Genomic DNA, 19,477 nt, shown 5'->3' on the forward strand with positions numbered 1-19,477 from the left:
GCACCTCATGGTGGATCCGGAGACTCCCGAGCGAGGCGCTTCCGTCGTTCCTGATTCCAGCCTCGCCCGCCCGGTGGTACCGTCGCTGACATGCCCCGGTCTCGGCGTCCAGGAGCGTTGTCGCATCAGCGCGTCAACGAGCTTGGGCACGGCGACGGCACGGAGGGTACCGCTCGTGTGGCAAGCATCGGCTTCCGGTGGACGATCTGACGCCAATGTCCCGATGGCGGACAGCGCGCGTGCCATTGCGGCGCGCTCTGACCGCTCCGGCGACGCCGCTCCCGCTTCTTCTGCAGCCGGGCGGGGCGACGTAGCCCAGGACCCGCGGCGCAACCAGCTCGTCGCCGGGCGGTACAAGCTCTCGCGGCTGGTCGGACGCGGCGCCATGGGCGAGGTGTGGCTCGCGCACGACAGGGCCCTGCGGATCGACGTCGCGCTCAAGCTCCTCACGGTCCAGCGCGAGCGCCAGGCCGGCACCGCGCTGGAGCGCTTCCGGTTCGAGGCCCAGGTCGCGGCGCAGCTGGCGCAGAAGACGGACCACGTCGTCGCCGTGCACGACGTCGGCAACGACCCTGCAGCGGGCCCGTACCTCGTCATGGGCTACGTTCGAGGTCGGTCCCTGAGGCAGCTCATGCAGGAGCGGGGGCCGATCTCCCCGGCGGAGCTCGCCCCGCTCCTCGGCCAGATCGGCGAGGCCCTCTCCGTCGCGCACGGCCTCGGCATCGTGCACCGCGACATCAAGCCGACGAACGTGCTGCTCGAGGAGGAGCGCAGCGGTGAGGTGCGCGCCAAGGTCGCGGATTTCGGCATCGCCAAGTGGATCCGAAAGGAGCTGCCAGCCGACTTTCCCCGCCGAACCGTCGACGGCGTGGTGCTGGGCACGCCGGCGTACCTGAGCCCGGAGCACGCCTGCGATGGGGACACCAACCCGCACTCGGACATGTGGGCGCTCGCGGTCGTCTCGTACGAGGCGCTCACGGGCCGGCTGCCCTTCCCGGGCCACACCATGAGCGACGTGCTCGCCTCGATCCTGGCCACAGCGCAACCGCCGGGGCCGGCGCTGTACCCGGAGGCGCCGCCGGCGCTCTCGGCCTGGTTCGCGCGCGCGTTCGCCCTGAACCCGACGGAGCGGTTCCCCTCGATCGAGGCCATGGTCGCCGCCTACAAGGCCGCCGTCGGCCCGTCGGGTGCGCCGGCGCGCGCCGAGCGAGACGAGCCCGCGCGCCGGGCCAAGCTGGGCCTCACGGCCGGCCTCGTCGTGGCGCTTGGCGTCGTGCTGTCGACCGGCGCGCTGTGGGCGCAGGCCCAGGTCCCCGCCGCGCTGCGGGCGTCGAGCGTCGACGCGCGCGCCGCGTCCGTGGTCCGCGCCGCGCGGGCGCGCCTCGCGGCCCAGGCGAGCCCACGCCCAGCAGCGAGATCGGGTGACGCCGCGGCGGTGGGGGCCGCTGTCCCCGCGCCCGACGAGGCCGCTGTCCCCGCGGCCGCGCCGCGCCCCCTCGCCGCGCAGGCCGCGCGCCCGGTCGACCCGCGCCCGGCGCCGCGGAGCGCTCGCATCCCCCGCGGTGACCGCGTGACCGGCGCGCGAAGCGTGCCCACCGAACGCGAGCTGCTCAGGACGCGTCACTGAGCGGTCGTTGCCAACGAGCGCGTACGTAAAACGAGCCCGATCGCGGCGCCATCGAGCGGGCACGAGGCGCGATCTTCTGCCCTCCGGCGGCCTCGACGCTCCTCCAGATTTCGCCCGGAGAAGCCTCGGTTCGAGGAGGAGGATTCAGGAGATCGTCACGGCGCGCGGGCTCCCTGGGCCGCCGCTCTCTTCGCTTCTGCCTTCAGCTTCCTCAGGTGTCCGTGCAGGGTCTCGGAGTCGAGGCCATGTAGCGTCAACCGGAAGCCGGCCTCGAGCGTCGAGCTGGGCACCATGGGATGATGGTTGTGTACCAGGGCGACAGGAAGCGGGTCGTTCAGGATCTTGCCGACGTAGAGCGCGATGATCTCGTCCAGCTGCAGCGAATTGCTCGCCCGCCAGAAATGGTGATCCGACAGGAACAGCGCATAGAGCGGCGTGTATATCTCGATGGCGGTCTGCAGGTCGACGACGTTCCGCCAGGTGTTCGGGAGATCGTCGATGCTCGCGTCGTCATCTGTGATGGCAGAGAAGTCGATCTCTTTCCGGGGCTCGATCTCACGCCCCTCTGCGCGAAGCTTCTCGTTCAGCTCGATGATGAAGTTGTAGAAGATCAGATCGTGGACCGTGAACGTGTTGTCCAGGAGGTCCTCCAGCCTCCTGGTCCTCAGCGGCGTCGTCGTCCGGATATCGATGCCCGGGACGTTGTCCTCGATGAACTTCAAGATCTCCGTGCCGATGGTGAAGTGGCGCAGGATGAGGTAATTGGCCTCCGGGGCGACGAAGAGCCTCAGGCCCCAGTAAATGGACCGGTGCAGCAACCACGGAGATTGCCAGCTCGCCGGGACAAGAATCTTCATGAGCTTGATGCCGGAGATCGACAGGCGGGCGAACGGCCTGATGATCGGCATCACGACCCTGCGCGTGGTGCTGCGCTGGCTCTTCAGGAAGGCGGCTTTGGCCCTCTCGTCGATCGGCAAGGACCGGTCCAGGTACAAGGCCAGCCACGGATCGGGATCCCCGGGGTCGTGCTTCATTCTCCTGAAAAAGCCCTGAAAGTCCATGTCAGTAGCTCCCGATCTCCTCGAGCTGGAGGCGGTAGAGTCGCGCGGTGACCCGGGCGGTCTTGAGGATTCTCGGCGCCATCCGCGGGAGGTTCAAGATACCACAGTGGAGCGCCTCTTCCAGCTCGCCCAGGTGATCTTCGTCGGCCTTCGCGTGATAGAAATAGAAGCTTACCGCCTGCGCCTCCAGGCGAAGGGCGGACTGCACATGCTCGGCCCACTGGGCCGCGACCCGCTTGCCGAGGCCTTCGATGATGTACATGGCGCCGAGGAGATCGAAGGGGTTCGGCTGATCGGCTCGATGGAAGATCCAGGCAGACAGGGCCTCGCTGCCGATGTTCAGCTCGTGCCGCGCGAGCCCGGCCGGGTCGCCGCCGCTCTTCAGGTAGTCTTCCTCCAGCATCAGGTAATCGCGATGCTCCGCGGCCGCATGGCGGATGAAGCGCGAGCGCAGCTCGGCGAACTCGTGGCCGATGTTGGAGGCGGCGCGCGCGATCCAGAGCGCCCCGTTCATGACCTGCGCCCGGTGGTTCAGCAGGAGCTCGTGGTAATCGGCCAGGCGAATGCGACGCTCGATCACGCGCCGCACGATCGGGATGTGATGCACCTGGGACTCGAAATCCAGCCAGATGGACGACAGCCCGCGCAGGACGGCCTGCGGTGAATCTTCGTCTCGAGGCGATGTACGTTCCGGAAGCATGCTGAACCTCCCTGGTGATGACGGCGGGTCAGACGACCGTGAGCAGCATGAAGGCGATGACGCAGCGGCCGCTCTCCGGGATGAAGCCGAGGACCTGCTGGCCCGGCTGCAGATCCCGCTCCTCGATCAGCTGGTGCAGCATGAGGAGAATGGATGCGGCCCCCGTGTTCCCCTGGGAATAGAGGTTCGTGAACCAGCGAGCCTCGGGCACCATCGCCCCGGTCTTCGCGAGCAGCTTGACCATCTCTCCGCGGAGAGAGTGGGACGAGTAGTGCGCGAGGAAGTGGTCGATGGCTCCGGGCCTCAGACGTCGCCGATCCACGAGCTCAAGGTAGTGCTTCGCCCACACGGGGAACATGCGGTAAAGCAGATCGAAGTCCTGCTTGAGGACGACGGCGCCCTGCTGCGCCGCGAGCGCAGGGCTTTCGTAGTGACTCCAGGGCTTCCTCTCACCCGCCCGGTTCCTGGAGGTGCCCGCGTACATGCAGGGGTCGAAGCGGTCGGCGTAGGAGCAGAGATCGATCCATTCCACCCTCAGGGAGCGGCGCCCCTCGTTCGGCCTGGTCTCCAGGAGCCAGGCGCCGGCCCCGTCGGAGAGGGTCCAGCGGAGGAACTCGGTCTCCATCAAGGCGGAGGAGTCTTCGCCTTCCTGCTCCCGACCGGCGTAGAAGCCAGGTCGGAAGAAGCGACTGGAGAACTCGGCGGCGCAGGCCACGCCGCAGTCGTGCTCGCCCGCCTTCAGCTGGAGGTAAACGGACTTGAACGCCATCATGCTGCTGGCACAGACGCTTTGAAAGCTCGCGATCTCCATGGGCCGCAGGCCGAGCTCGCCGTGGACCGCGCTGGCAAAACCGGGGACAAGGAGGTCGCCCTGGGTGGTGGCCGCCGCCAGGAAGGAGAGCCTCTCCGCGGCGATCTCGCTGCGCGAAAGCGCGTCCCGGATCGCACGAGCCGCCATGTCTGCGCTGCTGTGAAGGTGCACGCCGTCCGGCGTCAACGCATAATGACGTGTCTTGATGCCGTTCTGCCGGAGGACGAAGCGCCCGAGCCTGGAGCGCCTGTCGTTGATCTCGCCGATGTACTGCTCCATCTCCTCGTTGAGGACCGGCTTGCCAGGCAAGAAAGCGCCAGTGCTGGTGATGTAGACGGAACGATCCATGATCCTTCTCCGTGGCAGACATGGGCTTGGAGCTCGTCACGGCGGCCATCAACACTACCTCAGTCGCCCTCGTCGCGCCGAGGCGTAACCATGTCCCGTCTCGCCGGCCGCCGGCTTCGCCCGCCGGATGCTGGCCCGGCTTTCGCGTGTCCACGATCCCGGCGGCGGCACCTCGCAGCGCCCGGGCGCGATGAGGCGATTTCGTCGCGGGCGTATCCAGCGTCCCTGCCATCCTCAAGATGGGAGGGGGTCGCCATGGATTCATCAGATCATGCCGGTCGCGTTTTCCCGCTCTCGCTCGCACCCGTCTTGGTCGGAACCTGCGCGATCGTGCTCCGGGCCGTCGAAGAGGCGAACCGCGCCGAGCTCGAGGGCATCCGCGCAGATCGAGCACGGCATGCCTGTCGATGAGCTGCAGAGCTCGGCGCCGCCGCCCAGGTTCATCCGCATCCTACGGCCGGTCGGCGCCATCCATGCGGGCCGACTTGGCTGCCGTCGTCGTGGCCAGACACGAGCTTCTTGCGCGGTGGCGCCCTGCTTGCATCAAGACGGCGGCGTCAGGTGAAGCCATGGCGCAAGAAGCCCCCAAGCCGGCCGAGAAGAGACGGCCAAAGCATGTACGCAGCCCCCTGAAAGACGTTGCGCCGAGCCGCCCCAGGGGACTGCCCGCGCAGGATGATCGAGAGCAAGCGCCGAAGGCCGAGAAGGATCGCTCGCCCGCGCCGTCTGGCGAGCGGTCGACCCAGGCGCCCCACGGGGTGCCTACGCGTGGGCACGAACCGCGCGGCGGGCGCGACCGGACCGAGGGGCAACGCCGAAGCAGCGCCGAGCAGGCTCACGGTCAGCGTGAGCTCGCTCAGCAGCTTCGCGTCGATAGCCTCCGCTGCTCGACGATGGCCGGCTCCGGACACCCGACCTCCAGCCTGTCGGCGGCCGATCTCATGGCGGTGCTCCTCCGCGACTACCTCCGCTGGGACCTGAGCCATCCGGAGAACCCGAACAACGATCACGTGATCTTCTCGAAGGGCCACGCCTCCCCGCTGCTCTATGCGATGCTCAAGGCGGCGGGCGTCATCTCCGACGCGGAGCTCCTGTCGTACCGGCGCTTCGGGAGCCCGCTGCAGGGGCACCCGGTGCCGACGCTCCCCTGGGTCGACGTGGCGACCGGCTCCCTGGGTCAGGGGCTGCCCATCGCCGTCGGGATCGCTCTCTCCGGGAAGTACCTCGAGAAGGCTCCCTACCGTGTCTGGGTGTTGCTCGGCGACAGCGAGATGTCCGAGGGATCCATCTGGGAGGCGTTCGACCACGCGCGCCACACGAAGCTCGGCAACCTCATTGCCATCCTCGACATGAACCGCCTCGGGCAACGCGGCCAGACGCCCCTCGGCTGGGACTCCGCGGCCTATGCGGCGCGCGCCCGCGCGTTCGGCTGGCGTGCCCTGGAGATCGACGGCCACGATCCAGCCGCCATCTCCGGCGCCTATGCCGAAGCCCTCCGCGCCTCGGACGCTCCCGCGCTGATCGTCGCGCGCACGGTGAAGGGAAAGGGCGTGTCCCTCGTCGAGGACAAGGACGGCTGGCATGGAAAGGCGCTCGACAAGGCGCAGTGCGTGAAGGCGATCGAAGAGCTGGGGGGCATGCGCGACATCGTCATCGAGCCAGAGGCGCCTGCGCCGGGTGAGCCTGCTCCGCGGCCCGCCGCCGGGCCGCTGAGGCTCCCCATCTACGAGCGCTCCGCGGCCGTCGCGACGCGGAGGGCCTACGGCGACGCGCTCGAGGCGCTCGGCGCTGCGCGCGCGGATATCGTCGCCGTGGACGCCGAGGTCAACAACTCGACCTTTGCCGAGGAGTTCGCGAAGGCTCATCCAGATCGCTATTTCGAGATGTTCATCAGCGAACAGCAGATGGTGGCCGCCGCCGTCGGGCTGAGCGTCCGGCGCTGGTCGCCCTTCGCGTCGACGTTCGCGGCTTTCCTCACGCGCGCCCACGATTTTCTCCGGATGGCCGCGGTGTCGAGGGCCAATATCCGCGTGTGCGGCTCGCACGCGGGTGTATCCATCGGCGAGGACGGCCCGTCGCAGATGGGGCTCGAGGATCTGGCCATGATGCGCGCCGTCCACGGGAGCACCGTGCTCTATCCGTGCTGCGCCAATCAGACCGCTCGGTTGGTCGCCGCCATGGCCGATCAGAAGGGGATCGTCTACCTCCGAACGACGCGCGAGAAGACGCCCATCCTGTACGATGCGACCGAAGCGTTCCCCATCGGCGGGAGCAAGGTGCTGCGCGAGACACCCCACGATCGCGTGACGATCATCGCTGCGGGCATCACCGTCCACGAGGCGTTGAAGGCCCACGCAGAGCTCGAGGCGAGCGGGCTCTCCGCTCGAGTCCTCGACGCGTATGGCATCAAGCCGATCGACGCCGCCGGCATCCGCGCGGCGGTGCAGGCCACCTCTGGAAACGCCGTCGTCGTGGAGGATCACTGGGCCGAGGGCGGCCTGGGTGACGCCGTGCTCGAGGCCCTGGCTGGCGAAGAGCCCGTCGTCGCGCGCGTCGTCCACCTCGCCGTGAGGGAGATGCCCGGCTCGGGCACCCCGGCCGAGCTCCTGCGCGCGGCGGGGCTTGATGCTTCCTCCATCGCTGGCGCGGCGAAGCGCCTCCTCTCCGACGCAGCACGCGCCGCGGGCGTGGGCCACGGGGTCGATCCAGGAGGGCTCGGACCTCCTCATCGGTAGTCTGCGAGAAGTCCTCGTACCAGCGCCCGCGCGCGATAGCCCTGGCCTCGCGCGAGGCGAGCGCAAGCGCGCCGCGGATCGGTCGTCGGCGGATCGTGATACAACGCCAGCGACAGGACCGACATGAGCGCTCTCTACGATCGCATCGGTACAGGCTACTCCGCCACGAGGAGGACGGAGCCCCGCATCGAGGCGCTGATCAGAGGCGCCCTTGGTGATGCGCGCTCGGTGATCAACGTGGGCGCGGGCGCCGGCGCGTACGAGCCGACCGATCGAGAGGTGCTCGCGATCGAGCCCTCGGCGACCATGATCGCGCAGCGGCGGCCCGGCGCGGCGCCAGCCCTCCAGGCCAGGGCCGAGGGCCTGCCCCTCCCCGATCAGAGCTTCGACGCCGCCCTGGCCGTCAACACACTACATCACTGGACCGACCTCCGAGCAGGCCTGCGCGAGCTCCGCAGGGTCGCGCGCAAGCGAATCGTCATTTTCATGCGCGACCCGCCGAGCGGTGAGCCTTTCTGGCTGACCGAGGACTACCTTCCCTCGCTCGACCCGTCACGAAAGAACTCCGCTATCATCGACGCGATCAGAGGAGAGCTCTCGTCCGTGGAGTCGCTCCCTTTTCAGCTGCCTCGCGATTGCGCCGACGGTCTGTTCGCCGCGTACTGGGCGCGGCCGGAGATGTACCTGGACGCCGAGATCCGGCGGAACATCTCGAACTTTGCGCTCGCGGAGGAGGGCGAGCTGGCGAAAGGGCTCGCGCGCTTGAGGGCGGATCTCGCGTCGGGGGAGTGGGATCGCAAGTACGGGGACCTGCGGCGCCTGGAGTCGTTGGACCTCGGCCATCGCGTGCTGGTCGCCGAGCTGGCGTGACGCGCAGCACGGGCGAAGCGCGGGTGCCGACGCGGAGGCGTCGCACAAAAGAAAAAAAGAGCGCCCGTCCGACGGTGTGGGGGGGGAAACCGTCCCTCAGGCGCTCCGGGGTCAGGGCTATGCAGGAGCTAGGCCAGGGATCTCCTGACGAGGGTCCGTGAATTTACGTAGGCGTTGTACGGGTGAGGCTTTCGTTTTTGGTGTGGCGGATTTCGTTGGTGAAGCGCAGGGGCGCCATCTCCCGCGAGCGGTGGCACGGTGGCGCTCGCCCGGGCGCCAGACGAGCGCTGCGCCTGGGCAGCCAGGCGAGCGCTGCGCCTAGGCAGGGCGGTGGGGCGTGCCGGCGATGGCTCCTACGCGGCGCGTCTTCGCCACGCGCCTCGCCTGCTGCCGGATGTGCTCCACGGCCTTCTCGAGGAAGGCCTCGGGGGAGGTCTTGCTGACGGTGATCTGCTCTCCGCCGATGAGGACGACGAGGAGGCCCCTGTCGGTCCTGCCCACCGCGAAGAAGTCGACGGTGAACGGCAGCTCTTCCTCGACGGTGAGGGACAGCTGGCACTTCAAGACCTCGCCGACGCCGGGCTGATTCTCGACGACGAACCGCTGCAAGAGCCCGTTGGCGTGGGCGTCTCCGGCGATCCGGTTGAGCGCCCACTTGTCCCTCGGCCAGGCCATGTGGTCACGGAGCTCGGTTATCCATTGCAAGAGCTCCTCGGCGACCTGGCCGATCGCCGCCTTGGAGGCCTCATAGGACAGCTTGATCTGCTCGTATTTCGTCATCGGGGCTCCATCGCTCTCCGGCGCACGCCCTCGAGGCTACCAGATCGCCGCGCCTCGCCGCACGCGGATCGGGCCCCTCGGCCTCGCCGACGCCGCGGGATTCTTCGGCGCAGCGCGCGGCGTCGCGGCGTCGCGGGCGGCCTCGAGGCGCTCGCGCTCCCTGGTCTCCGCGCGCGCCGCGGCCGGCGGAGCCGGCCGGGCTCGCTCAGGCGTATTGTTGCAGCAGCGCGCCGCGCATGGGGTTGTCGCAGGCCTTCACCGCCGCGCGGAGCGCGTCCCTGTCGACCGGCACCCTGTGCAGGCTGACGTTGACCGCGCCGCCCTGCGCCTCCACGGTCGCGTACTCGGCGTGGTGCAGCAGCGTCGGCGGCCCGCCGTTCGCGTACTCCTTGAACGGCATCCCGACGCTCCCCGGGTTCACGAGGAGCGTCCCGCGGTGCTGGCGGAGCATCTGGAGGTGCGTGTGCCCCCCGGCCATCACCGTCGCAGCGTGGCCCGCGAGGCGGCGATCGAGCTCCTCCGGCGGGGTGTTCGCGAGGAGTTCCTCCATGTGAGACCGGGGCGAGCCGTGGAACACGAGGAGCGTCGAGTGAGCGTCGAGCGGGATCTCAAGGTGCGCCTGGAACGTGCGCAGGAAGGCGAGCTCGTCTCTCGACAGCCGATCACGGCACCAGTCCACCGCGTCGACGACGATGGGGGCCTCGGTGTAGGTGCGGATCAGCTCCGGATCCAGCATGAACTCGTCGTGGTTCCCGAGGATGCACGGGCACCCGAGCTCGTGCAGCATGTCCAGGATGGCCGAGGGCCGCGGCCCCAGCGTCGCGACGTCGCCGAGGCAGATCACCTGATCGACGCCCGTCGCCCGGATGCTGGCCAGCACGGCCCTGAGCGCCACTTCATTGCCGTGGATGTCGGATATCAGCGCGATCCGCATGGCAAGACCCCCTTCAGCGGCCATCGAGACGTTGGAGCGGCTCTCGGCGCCTCGCGGCGTCCGATCGGCGGACTCGTGACGATAGACCATGTCCGCCGGCGCCTCCAGCCCCTCGCGTCCTGCCGTGCGAGGCGGCGCGACGGCGCGGCGGCGCGACGGCTGGGGGCGATGGAGACGCGCGTCACAGCCGCGAAGTTTCCCTGGTCTCCCCGCACGCTCCCTGCACGCGCCGGACCACGAGCGGGTAGGATCGGCGCGTGCGCGCGCTCTGGCCGGTGGACATCGTCGCCTTGAATCCCGTGTCGTGCGGCGCGGTCCTGTGGCGCATCGGCGGCGTGCTGCGCGTCACGATCCTCGTGAAGGCGACGTTCGCCCTCGGCGCGGACGGCGACGCGGATCTCGTGGCGCCCGAGCCCGTCGAGCGCGAGGACCGCTTTCACGACGACGACCCCTCGCGGAGCCTGCGCTCCGCGAGCGACACCGCGCCGTACCTCCCCGGCGCCGGCGTCGTGCTCACCGGGCACGCGCATGCGCCGGACGCCACCGGGCCGGTGATCGGCCTCTCGGCGAGGCTCGCGCTCTTCCGTGATCGGCCGCTGCTCGACAAGACGATCCACGTCTTCGGGGACGCCACGCCCGGCAGCATCGCGCCCACGCCGTTCCAGAGGATGCCGCTCGTGTACGAGCGCGCGGCGGGCGGACCCAGCCATCCGTGGAACCCGGTCGGCGTCTCCGAGGCCGGCGAGGGCGCGCGCGCCGACGCGCTGGATCCAGCGATGGGCGCAAGGCGAGCGCGCCCGAACCTGGTCAATCCTGCGAGCCCCCACCGGCCCGCGTGCTTCGGGCCGATCGCGCCTCACTGGGCCTTGCGGAAGCGGCTGTTCAACGGCTTCGAGCCAGGCGCCACGCGGCGTTCGGCGCAGCTCGGCCCGCCCGGCGCGGACCCCGCCGCCGCGGGGCGCGCGGAGGTGCTCCACATCCCGGAGGACTTCGACTTTCGCGCCTTCAACCCGGCGCCGTTCGATCAGCAGATCCCCTTTCTGCAAGGCGATGAGTGCATCCTCCTGGAGAACCTGAGCGCGGAGAGGCGTTTCGTCTGGACGCGCCTCCCCGCGGCGCGCGCTCGTGTGCGCCGCTACCGCATCGACGCCGCGCGGGCGGGCGGATCGCAGGAGATCCCGCTGGCGGCCGACACGCTCGTCATCGACGGTGATCGACAGATCGCCTCGCTGGTGTGGCGGGGCAACTTCGCGGCGGAGAGCGAGGAGGCGCTCCAGGGCATCCGCCTGTTCGCGGGCGTCGAGACGCTCAAAGGGACCATTCCGTGGCCGGAGCACGGCGCGTCGCTCCCCGGGGGCCCTGCGGCGACGCACCGGAGCTCGGCGCCGGCGGTGTCGCTTCCGAGGCCGATCGTGGCGCCCGCCGGGCTTGTGGAGACAGGCCCCCTCGAGAAGAGGGAAAGGCCAGTGCTCCCCTTCCGCGATGCGCCTGCCGCGCCGCAGGCTCCTGCCGATCTCGCCGTGAGCGGAGGCATCACGGGACCGCTGGGCCAGAGGATGCCGATCCCCGAGGACAGGCTCGCGGAGGTCGGCGCAGAGCGGGCGCAGTTCCCGGTGGCAGCGCCGGGGACGAGCGCGTCGCGCGGGGAGGACCCCATCCCGGGCGCGCCGTGGAGCCCGATGGCCGCGCCTCGGCTCGTCAGCCCCGCTGGCGCCGGGGGCTCGCAGGCCGGGCGCACGCTGGTCGACTGGGGAGATCCTGAGAGCGGTGTCGTGGAATCGGCGCCGCCGCTGGAGCCGCATCCCGTGGCGGCTCCTCGGGCGGAGTCATCCGGGTCGACGCTCGTGGCGCGAGAGCCATCGAGACAGGAGGCGGTCTATCCGGCGGTGGAGGTGGCACCGCCGGAAAAGGTGAGTCCGCAGTTCGAGGTGGCGCCGCCGGCGCTGGCCGAGGTGGCGGTGCCGGCGAGGGTGAGTCGGCCGCCCGAGGTGGTGTCGCCGGCAGCCGTATCGCCGCCTGTGACGATCGAGCCGCTCGCCGGGCTGGAGGCGCGAAAGCGGGCCGAGGCGAGGCTCGCCGAAGGCGGCGATTTCGATGGAGACGACCTGTCGGGCGGTGACCTGTCGGGGCTCGACTTCAGCGGGCGCTCGCTCGCGCGGTGCGCGCTCCGCGGCGCGAGGCTCCGTGGTGCTCGCCTCGCAGGGGCCAGCCTGGTCGAGGCGACGCTCGACGAGGCCGACCTCCGCGGCGCGGATCTGTCTCGCGCCGATCTCACGAACGCGCGCGCCGACCGCGCGGAGCTCGTCGAGGCTTCGCTCGAGGAGGCAGACCTTCACGGCGCTTCGCTGCGCGGAGCGAACCTGGAGCGAGCGCGGCTCGCGCGTGCCCGAGGCGACGGCGCGACCCTCTCCGCGGCGAACCTGGCAGGCGCCGACCTGGAGGATGCGCGCTTCGTGGGCGCGTCGTTCGCAGGCGCCAACCTGCGTGACGCGAAGGCCGATCGCGCCGATTTCATGTCGGCGCGGTTCGACCGCGCCGACCTCGGCGCGGCCTCGTTCTGCAAGACCCGCCTCGTCGCCGCGGTGCTGGCGCACGCGAAGCTCGACCTGACCGATCTCCGCGGCGCCAACCTGGAGCGTGCCAATCTGCATGGGGCCTCGCGGAGGCGGGCGAAGATCGCGGGCGCCAACATGAAGGAGATCGACGAGACGGCGCCGGTGAGCCCGGAAGATCCCGAAGGCTCGTGAGCGATCGAGGGCCAGGCTGCGATCACGGCGCTGTGAGAGCCGCCGGCGTCGCGGTCGAGAGCCGGACCGGCGATCCGCCGTTTGATCCAGGGCGTGGGTTCCGACGATCGGATACCCGGCGCTGCCGCGATATGCACGAGGTGCGTTGTGGTAAGCTCTGGATGAAAGCCCGCGCCCATGAGATGCCTTCGCTGTCAAGCCGCCCTCGACCTCTCCAAGCCCCGATGTCCCGCCTGCGGTGCGCCGGTCGACGCCGACGGGGACGGCGTGCCCGACGTTCTCGCGAAGATGATCGAAGACAAGGCGCGCGAGGTCGTCGCGATGGAGAAGCGGCGCGAGGAGGAAGCCGTGCGCGAGGCGGCCCGCGCCCAGGCCGAGAAGGCGGCGGGCGAGGAGCGGATCGCCGATGAATCACGCCTCGCGCGCCTCCGCGACAGGCACGACGCGAGCCTCGGCACAGTTCCCACGATGTGGTACGCGAGTCGCGTCGTGCTTGTCCTGTTCGCCCTTCTCGCCGCGCTGATCGGCGGGTGCATGTTCCCCGCGTGCGTGGAGCCCATGATCGGCCGCTCGATCATGGCTGCGAGCGTCTTCTGTCCGAGCGTATGCCAGGGGTGCCGCGGCCCGGGGCGAGTCTTCACATGGCACGAGTCGGGCACCTGGGCCGAGGCGGACGTGTCGGTAGAGCTCTGTCACAACCGCGCTGTCGACATCGACCGCCTCACGTGGAGCGACGTGTCCCATCGCGAGGACCAGGATCTCGCGCCCTACCGCCTCACCCGCTGGGCGAGCGTGCCGGTGGACGTCGGTCTCGTGCTCCTCGTCTTGCTTCTCGCTGGGCCCTTCGTCGCTGCCGCCCTGCGCACGCGCGAGCTCGAGCGCAAGCGCTCCGCGTGGGAGGCCGAGATCGATGCGCTCGAGCGCAAGCTCGGCCTTGGCGGTACGCGGAGGCCAGGGGACTCACCGTATCGATGAGCGTGGCGGGTGCTGCGGGACAGACGCTCGGCCGAGGGGAACCGGAGCCGCGTATCGCGCGGTGATCTCGGGCATCGACGCGCGGGCAATAACGGGGCGCCAGGCAGGCGCGCGCGGTGTGCCGCCTTGGCGGGGTCCCTCTGTGGGCACCGGGACCGTGCCGTCGAGACGGCCGTGGGGGCGTTGTGTCTCGGTCGATCGCTTGGAGAAGCGGCGAGCCGAGGTGGTAGGCTCTGCCGGGCCAAGGAGACCTATCGCCATGAAGAACTCTCGTCAGTGTCCGAAGTGTCAGTCCAGGAAGCTCTGGGTCGTGCAGAAAGTGGAGCAGAAAGACTGCCAGTACGCGCATACGAACCCGCTGCACGTGACGTCCCAGTACATCCTGACTGGCAACACGGAGTCTGTGGGCACGGCGACCGCGCTCGTCAATGCGGGCTTCTTCGAGACCTGGATCTGCGCGATCTGCGGCTTCACCGAGTGGTATGCGCGCGACGCGAACCAGGCACTCGCCCAGCTCATGTCACAACCGGGCGCCAGGGTTCACTACATCGATGCGGCGGCCGGCACGCCGTACCGGTGACTGACGCAGGGTGGGGCTGGGTGACGGCGTGACGCGCGCCGTCGCCACCCCTGGTGCAACACGCTCACGGCGCCAGGACGAGCACGTTGGTCGCGCTGGGCACGAGCTTGGCGCCGGGCGCGTTGGTGCTGTTCTGGAGCGTCATGCTGGTGAGCCGCGCGAGGGGCATCCCCCCGACGACCACGGTGAACGCGGCCGTCACGGTGCGCGCCGGCCCCATCACCGTTCCGGAGGCGACGCCCATGGCGACCCCGGCGTTGTCGCCGTTCGTCAGCGGGGGCTGCGACGACATGTTGTGTGCTGGCGCGCACGTGAGCAGCACATGAGGCACGAACCCCGTGTTGGTCGGCTCGACGCCGATGTTCGGGTAGGGAATGGGAACGGGCGACGGCGACGGGGGGGCCGGCGTGAGGCACACGTCCGGGAACGCCATGCACAGGCCGCCAGCAGAGCTCTTTGCCAACATCGAAAGCCTCCTGTTCTTTCGGTCGGATCAACCGATGTGAATCTGCTCGCCGTCGATCTTGGCGAGCACGCGCGCGGAGATCACCGCGTTCTCGCCGCGAATGCCGATCATGCTCTCGGCGCGCAGGTCGACCGCCCCGGCGCGCGTCTGATCCAGCTCCTCCACGAAGCGGAACACCCGCTTCACACGCTGCGTCAGCCGCGTGAGCCGCGAGTCGACCTCCTGGGCCACCAGGGCGACCTTGGCCACCTCGGCCTGCACGAGCCGGCCGAAGAAGCCGAGCTGCTCGATGGCCACCGAGCCCTTCGCGGCGCGCACGTGCAGCTCGGCGCCCGTCACCGCCACGCCGCCGCCGCTCACGATGTCCACGCGCTGCGACGCGCAGATCGCGACCTGCCCGCCCCGCGCCTGCACCTCCAGATCGCCGTCGGCCGTGAGCTTTGTCGGCGCGCCCTCGCGGCCCTCGAGCACGGCCAGCACATAGACCCCCTCTGGCTCGATGGCGCAGAGCACCTTGTCGCCGGCCTCGGGCGCGACGAGGCAGCTCTTGGCGCGCCGCGCCTCATAGCGCCCCGAGGCGAGGTGCACCACGACGGCTTCGCTGACCTGCTCGACGCGGCCCGCTTCGAGGTCGGTTTCCCATCTGGCAAACTTCTTCACGGCTGTCACGGTGATAACCCTCTCTCCTCGTGCCCTGTCCCTGTCCCGCTCTCGACAGGACGTCTCTGCGGCTTCCCTTGCAGTCTACCTTCGGAAGACGTCAGCCGCGGTAAGGCGTTCCTGGGGACGGTCGCCGCTCGTGCACGTGCTTGCCGTCCACCGTCAGCCGCTCCTTGAGATAGAGCTCGATGTAACCGCACTGCTGGCAGGCGTAGGCCTCGGTCTTCCCGGCGCAACCCTCCTCGCCAAGCCCGATGACCGCAAGCTGGAACGTGGGCTGCTGCTGAGCCGTGCCAGTTTCCGTGTTCTTCGCAACGTCGGCTATATACCACAGGACGTTGCATTGACATTTGGGGCAGATCCCTGATGCTTTCATGATGGCCTCGATGGAGTAGTGCGTTATTTGTCGAGCGCGCCGTGCAGCGCGAAGCGGCTGGATTGGCGCTTGTCCACGCTCACGGTGCCGCGCCGGGCCTGGGCTGCCAGGCCTCTGCCCTGGCCAGCTCCTCGTCGTCCCCCAACCAGCCTGCGAGGAGCGCCCCGCGCAAGACGGCGCCTTCGCGTTTGGCCAGGTGGAACTTCGTCCGGTACAGGCCGGCGCCGTCGAAATCGGCGCCCGTCACGTCGGCATGAGAGAAATCGGCCTCTCTCAGCCTCGCGCCCGAGAAGCGCGTCCCGAGGGCGCGCGCGTGGCCGAAGTAAGCCTCCTCCAGCGCCGCACCCGACAGGTCGGCCTGGAGCAGCTCCGCCTTCTCGAAGATCGCCTGCCGGAAATCGCCGTTCGTGAGCTTCGCCCCGTCGAGCCGGGCCTCGCCGAAATAGGACTGCGGCGCCCGGGCACCCGTGAGCGTCGCCCTGCGCAGGTCGGCGCCCATGAAGTTGCACTGCGCGCAGTCGGCGTCCGCGAAGCTCGCCCCCGCGAGATCGCTCTTCATGAACTGCGTGCGAAAAAGCTTCGTGTCGGTGAAGCGCTTGGGCCCGAGTTTGGCCTCGACGAGCGTGGTCAGCGTGAGGTTCGCGCCAGCGAGGTCAGCCGTTCGCAGATCGGCCCGGTACAGGGTCGCCTTCTCGAGGTTGGCGCCAGCGAAGCTCGTCCGGTCGGCGTCGATCTCGATGAGGTTCGCGCGGTCGAGGTTCGCGCCCGCGAATGACGCGCCCCGGAGCGAGCTCCTCACCCAGGTCACGATGGGCGCCTCGACCCCAACGAGCGAGGCGCCCTCGGCGTCGCACTCCACGAAGCTTGCCGCGATGTGCTTGCCCTCGTTGCAACGCGCGCCTGCGAGCCTCGACCGGTGAAAGCTCGCGAGGTGCAGATCGGCGGAGCTCAGCTCGCACCCGCTGAGGTCGCAGCCAACGAAGATCGATTCCTTGAGGAGCGCGGCGCGTAGAGACCTCGGGAAGCGGACATCCTCGAACACCGCGCCCGAGAGATCCACGCCGTCGAGCTCGAGGTGCGACAGGTTCTCGCTGCGCACCGGCTCGCCGTGCCGGACCCGATCGATGAGCTCGTCCCGGTTCACGCGTCACCTCGCGGCGGGACATCGGCTTTCGGCAGGAAGCGCACGTGCGTCACGTTCGCACCGGCGAAGCTGGTTCGCCCGTCGCCGACGACACGGGAGAGGTCGGCGCGGAACAAGTTGGCCCCGGTGAACCGGGCCCCCGCGAGCCGCGCCTTGGAGGCGAGCGCGTCCATGAGGTTCGCGCCCTCCAGCGACGCATCCACCAGGCTCGTGCGAATGAGCAGCCCCCCCTTGAGCACGGCGCTCTCGAAGCTCGCCCGCTCCGCGTCGCACTCGGAGAGGTCGGCGCCGGCGAGGTTCGCGCCGTCGAAGCGCGCGCCGGGCAGCGCCGTGCCGCGTAGGTTCGCCTTCTCCATGTCGGCGTCGCGGAAGTCGGCGCCGGGGAACGACGAGCCATGCACGACGATGCCCTGCCGGAACTGGGCGCTCCGGAACGATACGGAGGTCCCGGTGCACCCCGCGAACGTGGCTTTCTGGAGCGTCGCGCGCGAGAGGTCGGCCCCGTCGAGGGTGCACGTCACGAAGGTCGCATCCGAGAGGTCCGCGCCGGCGAAGCGCGTCCCGCGCAGATCCGCCTTGAGCAGGGTGCACTGCGCGAGCACAGCGTCCGAGAGATCGATCCCGCCGAGCTTGGCTTCCATCAGGTCGGCGCCGGTGAGATTCGCGGAGGGGAGGCGGGCGCCGGCGAGGTCCGCGCCGTTCAGCACGGCGCCTTCGAGGTCGGCGCGATCGAGCGCCGCGTCGTGCAGCGTGGCGCCGCCGAGGTTCGCGCCCCGGAGCCGGGCTCCGCGCAGGTCCGCGGAGCGCAGGTTCGCTCGGGCGAGCACCGCGCCCTCGAGGTTCGCGCCCGACAGATCGCAGCCGGACAGATCGGCGGACTCTAGGAACGCCCACGAGAAATCGACGCCGGACAGGCGCATCCCGGAGAGATTCACCCCAGTGAAATCGCGGCGCGCGAGCGACTCTCCGGTGTCGCGCGCGAGCTCGACGACGATGCGCGCTCGCGCCATGGCGTCTGGATCCAGCGCCGCGGCCGCAGGCTGGTGATGTGCAAAGCGCCGGTACATCTCGCGCATCCCTTCCTCTTGCTGCTCGAACTCGGCGAGGGTGCGCGGGTCCGCGATCCGTTGCTCCAGCTCCTCCAGCACGATGCCCTCGGCGCGCGCCTCCGCCGCCATCGCACCCAGCCGAGCGAGATGATCCGCCGCGCGAAACGTGGGCGGGCCGGCGCTCGCCCTGGCCGCCTCCGCCATGACCTCGTCTAGGTCCTTGCCCATCTCCGCATAGAGCTTGCGCGCCTGTTCCTTGCCCTCGGCCTCCAGGGCCTCGATCTGTCGGGCTTCATCGTCCATGCGCGCGAGCTGCTCCTGCACGCGCGTCGCGAGGGCCTCGGGATCGTCGGCGGACGGGATCTCCGGCTCTGGCGGGAGCGCCGCTGCGCCGTGCTTGTCCGGGTCGAGCCCCTCGGACTCAAGGCGCGCGCGCGCCGCGGCGAGCATGCGCTCCTGCCCGCGGCGGACGTTCTTCTTGGTGAGGTGTTCGCTCTTGACCCACCGGCCCATGTCGGATCCACCGAAGTCGGGCGCGACGCCCGACCCGCGCGGCGGCATGAGATCGGCGTCCGAGAGATCGGCCGCTGGCTGGTCCTTGTCGAGCCGGCGCCGGAGCGCCTGCTGGTAGTGCTCGATCGGCCGCGGGGCCGCGGGCTCCTCGCACGCGCACACGAGATGCACGATGTCGGCCGCGTCGTCCTCGGCGATCCGCATCGCTCCGTGGAAGGCGATGGCACCGAGCCCCGCCGAGGGGAACAGCCAGACCAGGTCGCAGCGCAGCGGGATCTCGACGAAGCGCTCCCCCTCCGGGGTGCGATGGGTGACGAAGCAGCGCGTGACCAGCCCGGGAAGCCGCCCCTCGATGCGCGGGCTGTCCGGATGCATGTTCTCGACGAGGAACTCCTCATCACCGCGGAAGAAGCCGTCCAGCCACTGGTCCTCTGGCGCGGCGTTGAAGAAGGTCGGCTCCGCGTCCGGGGGCAATCCGGGGAAGTGCTCCTCGTGCCACCGCTTGTCGTACGTCCCGGCGCGCTTGCGGCGCTGCGCGAAGGTGATGTCCATCGGCAGGAAGCCTGCCGGCTCGGGGCGTTCCGAGGGCGCGCGCATCATGGCCCCATAGCGCTCGATGTTCGGAAGGGGGTGGACGGTGTGTCCGTTCATGGTGATCGGAGCTGCGCCTTTGCCGTGGGGATTGCTGTCGATCCCGGGGCCCCCGAACGCGAGCGCCCAGTCGATGGGTAGCGTTGCGATCGGCTGTGGCGGGGTCGGCACGTCGTCGCGCCAGAAGCGGTCGCCGATGACTGCCAGGCGTTTGTCGAGCGCGCCGACGCGTGCGCGCACGTAGGACGCTGGCAGAGGCGCGCCTCCAGGGGCGAAGAAGCTGCCGGCGACGAGGAGCTCGCCGCGGGCCCTCGCGAAGCCTTCGTCGAAGACGCCCCGCTCGCCGAGCGCGGTGGCCGTGGTTCGCCAGAACGTGAGCTCGTCGTGGAGCGCCCGGGGAGCGCTGAGCGGAAAGGCGATGATGCCCGCCGCGTGGAAGAAGGGGCGGCGGCCGATCTCGACGACGCGCGTCAAAACGGGGATCTTGGCGGGCTTGACGACCTTCATGGG

17 protein-coding genes are annotated in these 19,477 nt (G+C 69.9%); 6 read left to right on the forward strand and 11 right to left on the reverse strand.

The window, feature by feature from the left end; all coding sequences use genetic code 11:
- Positions 1-223 precede the first annotated feature (223 nt).
- The gene (locus WME73_RS46690) at positions 224-1,627 is read left to right on the forward strand and encodes a serine/threonine-protein kinase (RefSeq protein WP_437913812.1); all 1,404 of its coding nucleotides are present in this window, start codon (positions 224-226) and stop codon (positions 1,625-1,627) included.
- A gap of 155 nt (positions 1,628-1,782) precedes the next feature.
- Here the strand turns inward: WME73_RS46690 and WME73_RS46695 are convergent, their stop codons facing one another.
- The 4 genes from WME73_RS46695 to WME73_RS46710 form a co-directional block, all read right to left on the reverse strand.
- Entirely contained in the window at positions 1,783-2,661 is an 879-nt protein-coding gene (locus WME73_RS46695; RefSeq protein ID WP_437913814.1) for a DUF6999 family protein, read from the reverse strand.
- A 28-nt stretch (positions 2,662-2,689) separates the two neighbouring features.
- On the reverse strand, positions 2,690-3,388 hold the full coding sequence (locus WME73_RS46700) for an iron-containing redox enzyme family protein (RefSeq protein WP_437913815.1): 699 nt from the start codon (positions 3,386-3,388) through the stop codon (positions 2,690-2,692).
- Between the two features lie 28 nt (positions 3,389-3,416).
- Positions 3,417-4,547: a beta-ketoacyl-ACP synthase III gene (locus tag WME73_RS46705; RefSeq protein WP_437913816.1), complete on the reverse strand. Its 1,131-nt coding sequence runs from the start codon at positions 4,545-4,547 to the stop codon at positions 3,417-3,419.
- A gap of 264 nt (positions 4,548-4,811) precedes the next feature.
- On the reverse strand, positions 4,812-4,991 hold the full coding sequence (locus WME73_RS46710) for a hypothetical protein (RefSeq protein ID WP_437913817.1): 180 nt from the start codon (positions 4,989-4,991) through the stop codon (positions 4,812-4,814).
- A 314-nt stretch (positions 4,992-5,305) separates the two neighbouring features.
- Here WME73_RS46710 and WME73_RS46715 point away from each other — a divergent pair, with 314 nt between their 5' ends.
- A complete protein-coding gene (locus WME73_RS46715) occupies positions 5,306-7,282 on the forward strand; it encodes a transketolase (RefSeq protein WP_437913818.1) in 1,977 nt (658 codons plus the stop codon).
- Between the two features lie 123 nt (positions 7,283-7,405).
- Positions 7,406-8,152 carry a class I SAM-dependent methyltransferase gene (locus WME73_RS46720; RefSeq protein ID WP_437913819.1) on the forward strand — a complete coding sequence of 249 codons (747 nt, stop codon included), beginning with the start codon at positions 7,406-7,408 and terminating at the stop codon, positions 8,150-8,152.
- A gap of 318 nt (positions 8,153-8,470) precedes the next feature.
- On the opposite strand, the gene WME73_RS46725 is transcribed toward WME73_RS46720, so the two are convergent.
- Both WME73_RS46725 and WME73_RS46730 read right to left on the reverse strand, forming a co-directional pair.
- A complete protein-coding gene (locus WME73_RS46725; protein WP_437742749.1) occupies positions 8,471-8,932 on the reverse strand; it encodes a hypothetical protein in 462 nt (153 codons plus the stop codon).
- A gap of 205 nt (positions 8,933-9,137) precedes the next feature.
- Positions 9,138-9,956: a metallophosphoesterase family protein gene (locus WME73_RS46730; RefSeq protein WP_437742750.1), complete on the reverse strand. Its 819-nt coding sequence runs from the start codon at positions 9,954-9,956 to the stop codon at positions 9,138-9,140.
- A 167-nt stretch (positions 9,957-10,123) separates the two neighbouring features.
- Here WME73_RS46730 and WME73_RS46735 point away from each other — a divergent pair, with 167 nt between their 5' ends.
- The 3 genes from WME73_RS46735 to WME73_RS46745 all read left to right on the forward strand — a co-directional run bounded on the left by WME73_RS46735 (position 10,124) and on the right by WME73_RS46745 (position 14,168).
- On the forward strand, positions 10,124-12,613 hold the full coding sequence (locus tag WME73_RS46735; protein ID WP_437913820.1) for a DUF2169 domain-containing protein: 2,490 nt from the start codon (positions 10,124-10,126) through the stop codon (positions 12,611-12,613).
- A 267-nt stretch (positions 12,614-12,880) separates the two neighbouring features.
- Entirely contained in the window at positions 12,881-13,588 is a 708-nt protein-coding gene (locus tag WME73_RS46740; RefSeq protein ID WP_437913821.1) for a hypothetical protein, read from the forward strand.
- A 259-nt stretch (positions 13,589-13,847) separates the two neighbouring features.
- Positions 13,848-14,168, forward strand: coding sequence for a hypothetical protein (locus WME73_RS46745; protein WP_437854715.1), 321 nt, complete (start codon positions 13,848-13,850; stop codon positions 14,166-14,168).
- Between the two features lie 64 nt (positions 14,169-14,232).
- On the opposite strand, the gene WME73_RS46750 is transcribed toward WME73_RS46745, so the two are convergent.
- From WME73_RS46750 to WME73_RS46770, 5 genes are all read right to left on the reverse strand, one after another.
- Entirely contained in the window at positions 14,233-14,634 is a 402-nt protein-coding gene (locus WME73_RS46750) for a DUF4150 domain-containing protein (protein WP_437913822.1), read from the reverse strand.
- A gap of 27 nt (positions 14,635-14,661) precedes the next feature.
- The gene (locus WME73_RS46755) at positions 14,662-15,303 is read right to left on the reverse strand and encodes a DUF3540 domain-containing protein (RefSeq protein ID WP_437913823.1); all 642 of its coding nucleotides are present in this window, start codon (positions 15,301-15,303) and stop codon (positions 14,662-14,664) included.
- Positions 15,304-15,394: 91 nt separating this feature from the next.
- A complete protein-coding gene (locus WME73_RS46760; protein ID WP_437913824.1) occupies positions 15,395-15,670 on the reverse strand; it encodes a hypothetical protein in 276 nt (91 codons plus the stop codon).
- Between the two features lie 79 nt (positions 15,671-15,749).
- On the reverse strand, positions 15,750-16,814 hold the full coding sequence (locus WME73_RS46765) for a pentapeptide repeat-containing protein (protein ID WP_437913825.1): 1,065 nt from the start codon (positions 16,812-16,814) through the stop codon (positions 15,750-15,752).
- Complete coding sequence (locus tag WME73_RS46770) at positions 16,811-19,474, reverse strand: DUF2169 domain-containing protein (protein WP_437913826.1); 2,664 nt, start codon at positions 19,472-19,474, stop codon at positions 16,811-16,813. The genes WME73_RS46765 and WME73_RS46770 overlap by 4 nt, the downstream gene beginning before the upstream one ends.
- Positions 19,475-19,477 lie beyond the last annotated feature (3 nt).

It is taken from the genome of Sorangium sp. So ce302, from assembly GCF_051530145.1.
GTDB lineage: Bacteria > Myxococcota_A > Polyangia > Polyangiales > Polyangiaceae > Sorangium > Sorangium cellulosum_B.

Bases quoted from the DNA above. Each gene is read 5' to 3' on its own strand.
- WME73_RS46695 (WP_437913814.1), bottom strand. From the start codon at position 2,661: ATGAAGCACGACCCCGGGGATCCCGATCCGTGGCTGGCCTTGTACCTG.
- WME73_RS46745 (WP_437854715.1), top strand. From the start codon at position 13,848: ATGAAGAACTCTCGTCAGTGTCCGAAGTGTCAGTCCAGGAAGCTCTGG.
- WME73_RS46725 (WP_437742749.1), bottom strand. From the start codon at position 8,932: ATGACGAAATACGAGCAGATCAAGCTGTCCTATGAGGCCTCCAAGGCG.
- WME73_RS46710 (WP_437913817.1), bottom strand. From the start codon at position 4,991: ATGAACCTGGGCGGCGGCGCCGAGCTCTGCAGCTCATCGACAGGCATG.
- WME73_RS46770 (WP_437913826.1), bottom strand. From the start codon at position 19,474: ATGAAGGTCGTCAAGCCCGCCAAGATCCCCGTTTTGACGCGCGTCGTC.
- WME73_RS46720 (WP_437913819.1), top strand. From the start codon at position 7,406: ATGAGCGCTCTCTACGATCGCATCGGTACAGGCTACTCCGCCACGAGG.
- WME73_RS46760 (WP_437913824.1), bottom strand. From the start codon at position 15,670: ATGAAAGCATCAGGGATCTGCCCCAAATGTCAATGCAACGTCCTGTGG.
- WME73_RS46730 (WP_437742750.1), bottom strand. From the start codon at position 9,956: ATGGTCTATCGTCACGAGTCCGCCGATCGGACGCCGCGAGGCGCCGAG.
- WME73_RS46690 (WP_437913812.1), top strand. From the start codon at position 224: ATGGCGGACAGCGCGCGTGCCATTGCGGCGCGCTCTGACCGCTCCGGC.
- WME73_RS46750 (WP_437913822.1), bottom strand. From the start codon at position 14,634: ATGTTGGCAAAGAGCTCTGCTGGCGGCCTGTGCATGGCGTTCCCGGAC.
- WME73_RS46705 (WP_437913816.1), bottom strand. From the start codon at position 4,547: ATGGATCGTTCCGTCTACATCACCAGCACTGGCGCTTTCTTGCCTGGC.
- WME73_RS46700 (WP_437913815.1), bottom strand. From the start codon at position 3,388: ATGCTTCCGGAACGTACATCGCCTCGAGACGAAGATTCACCGCAGGCC.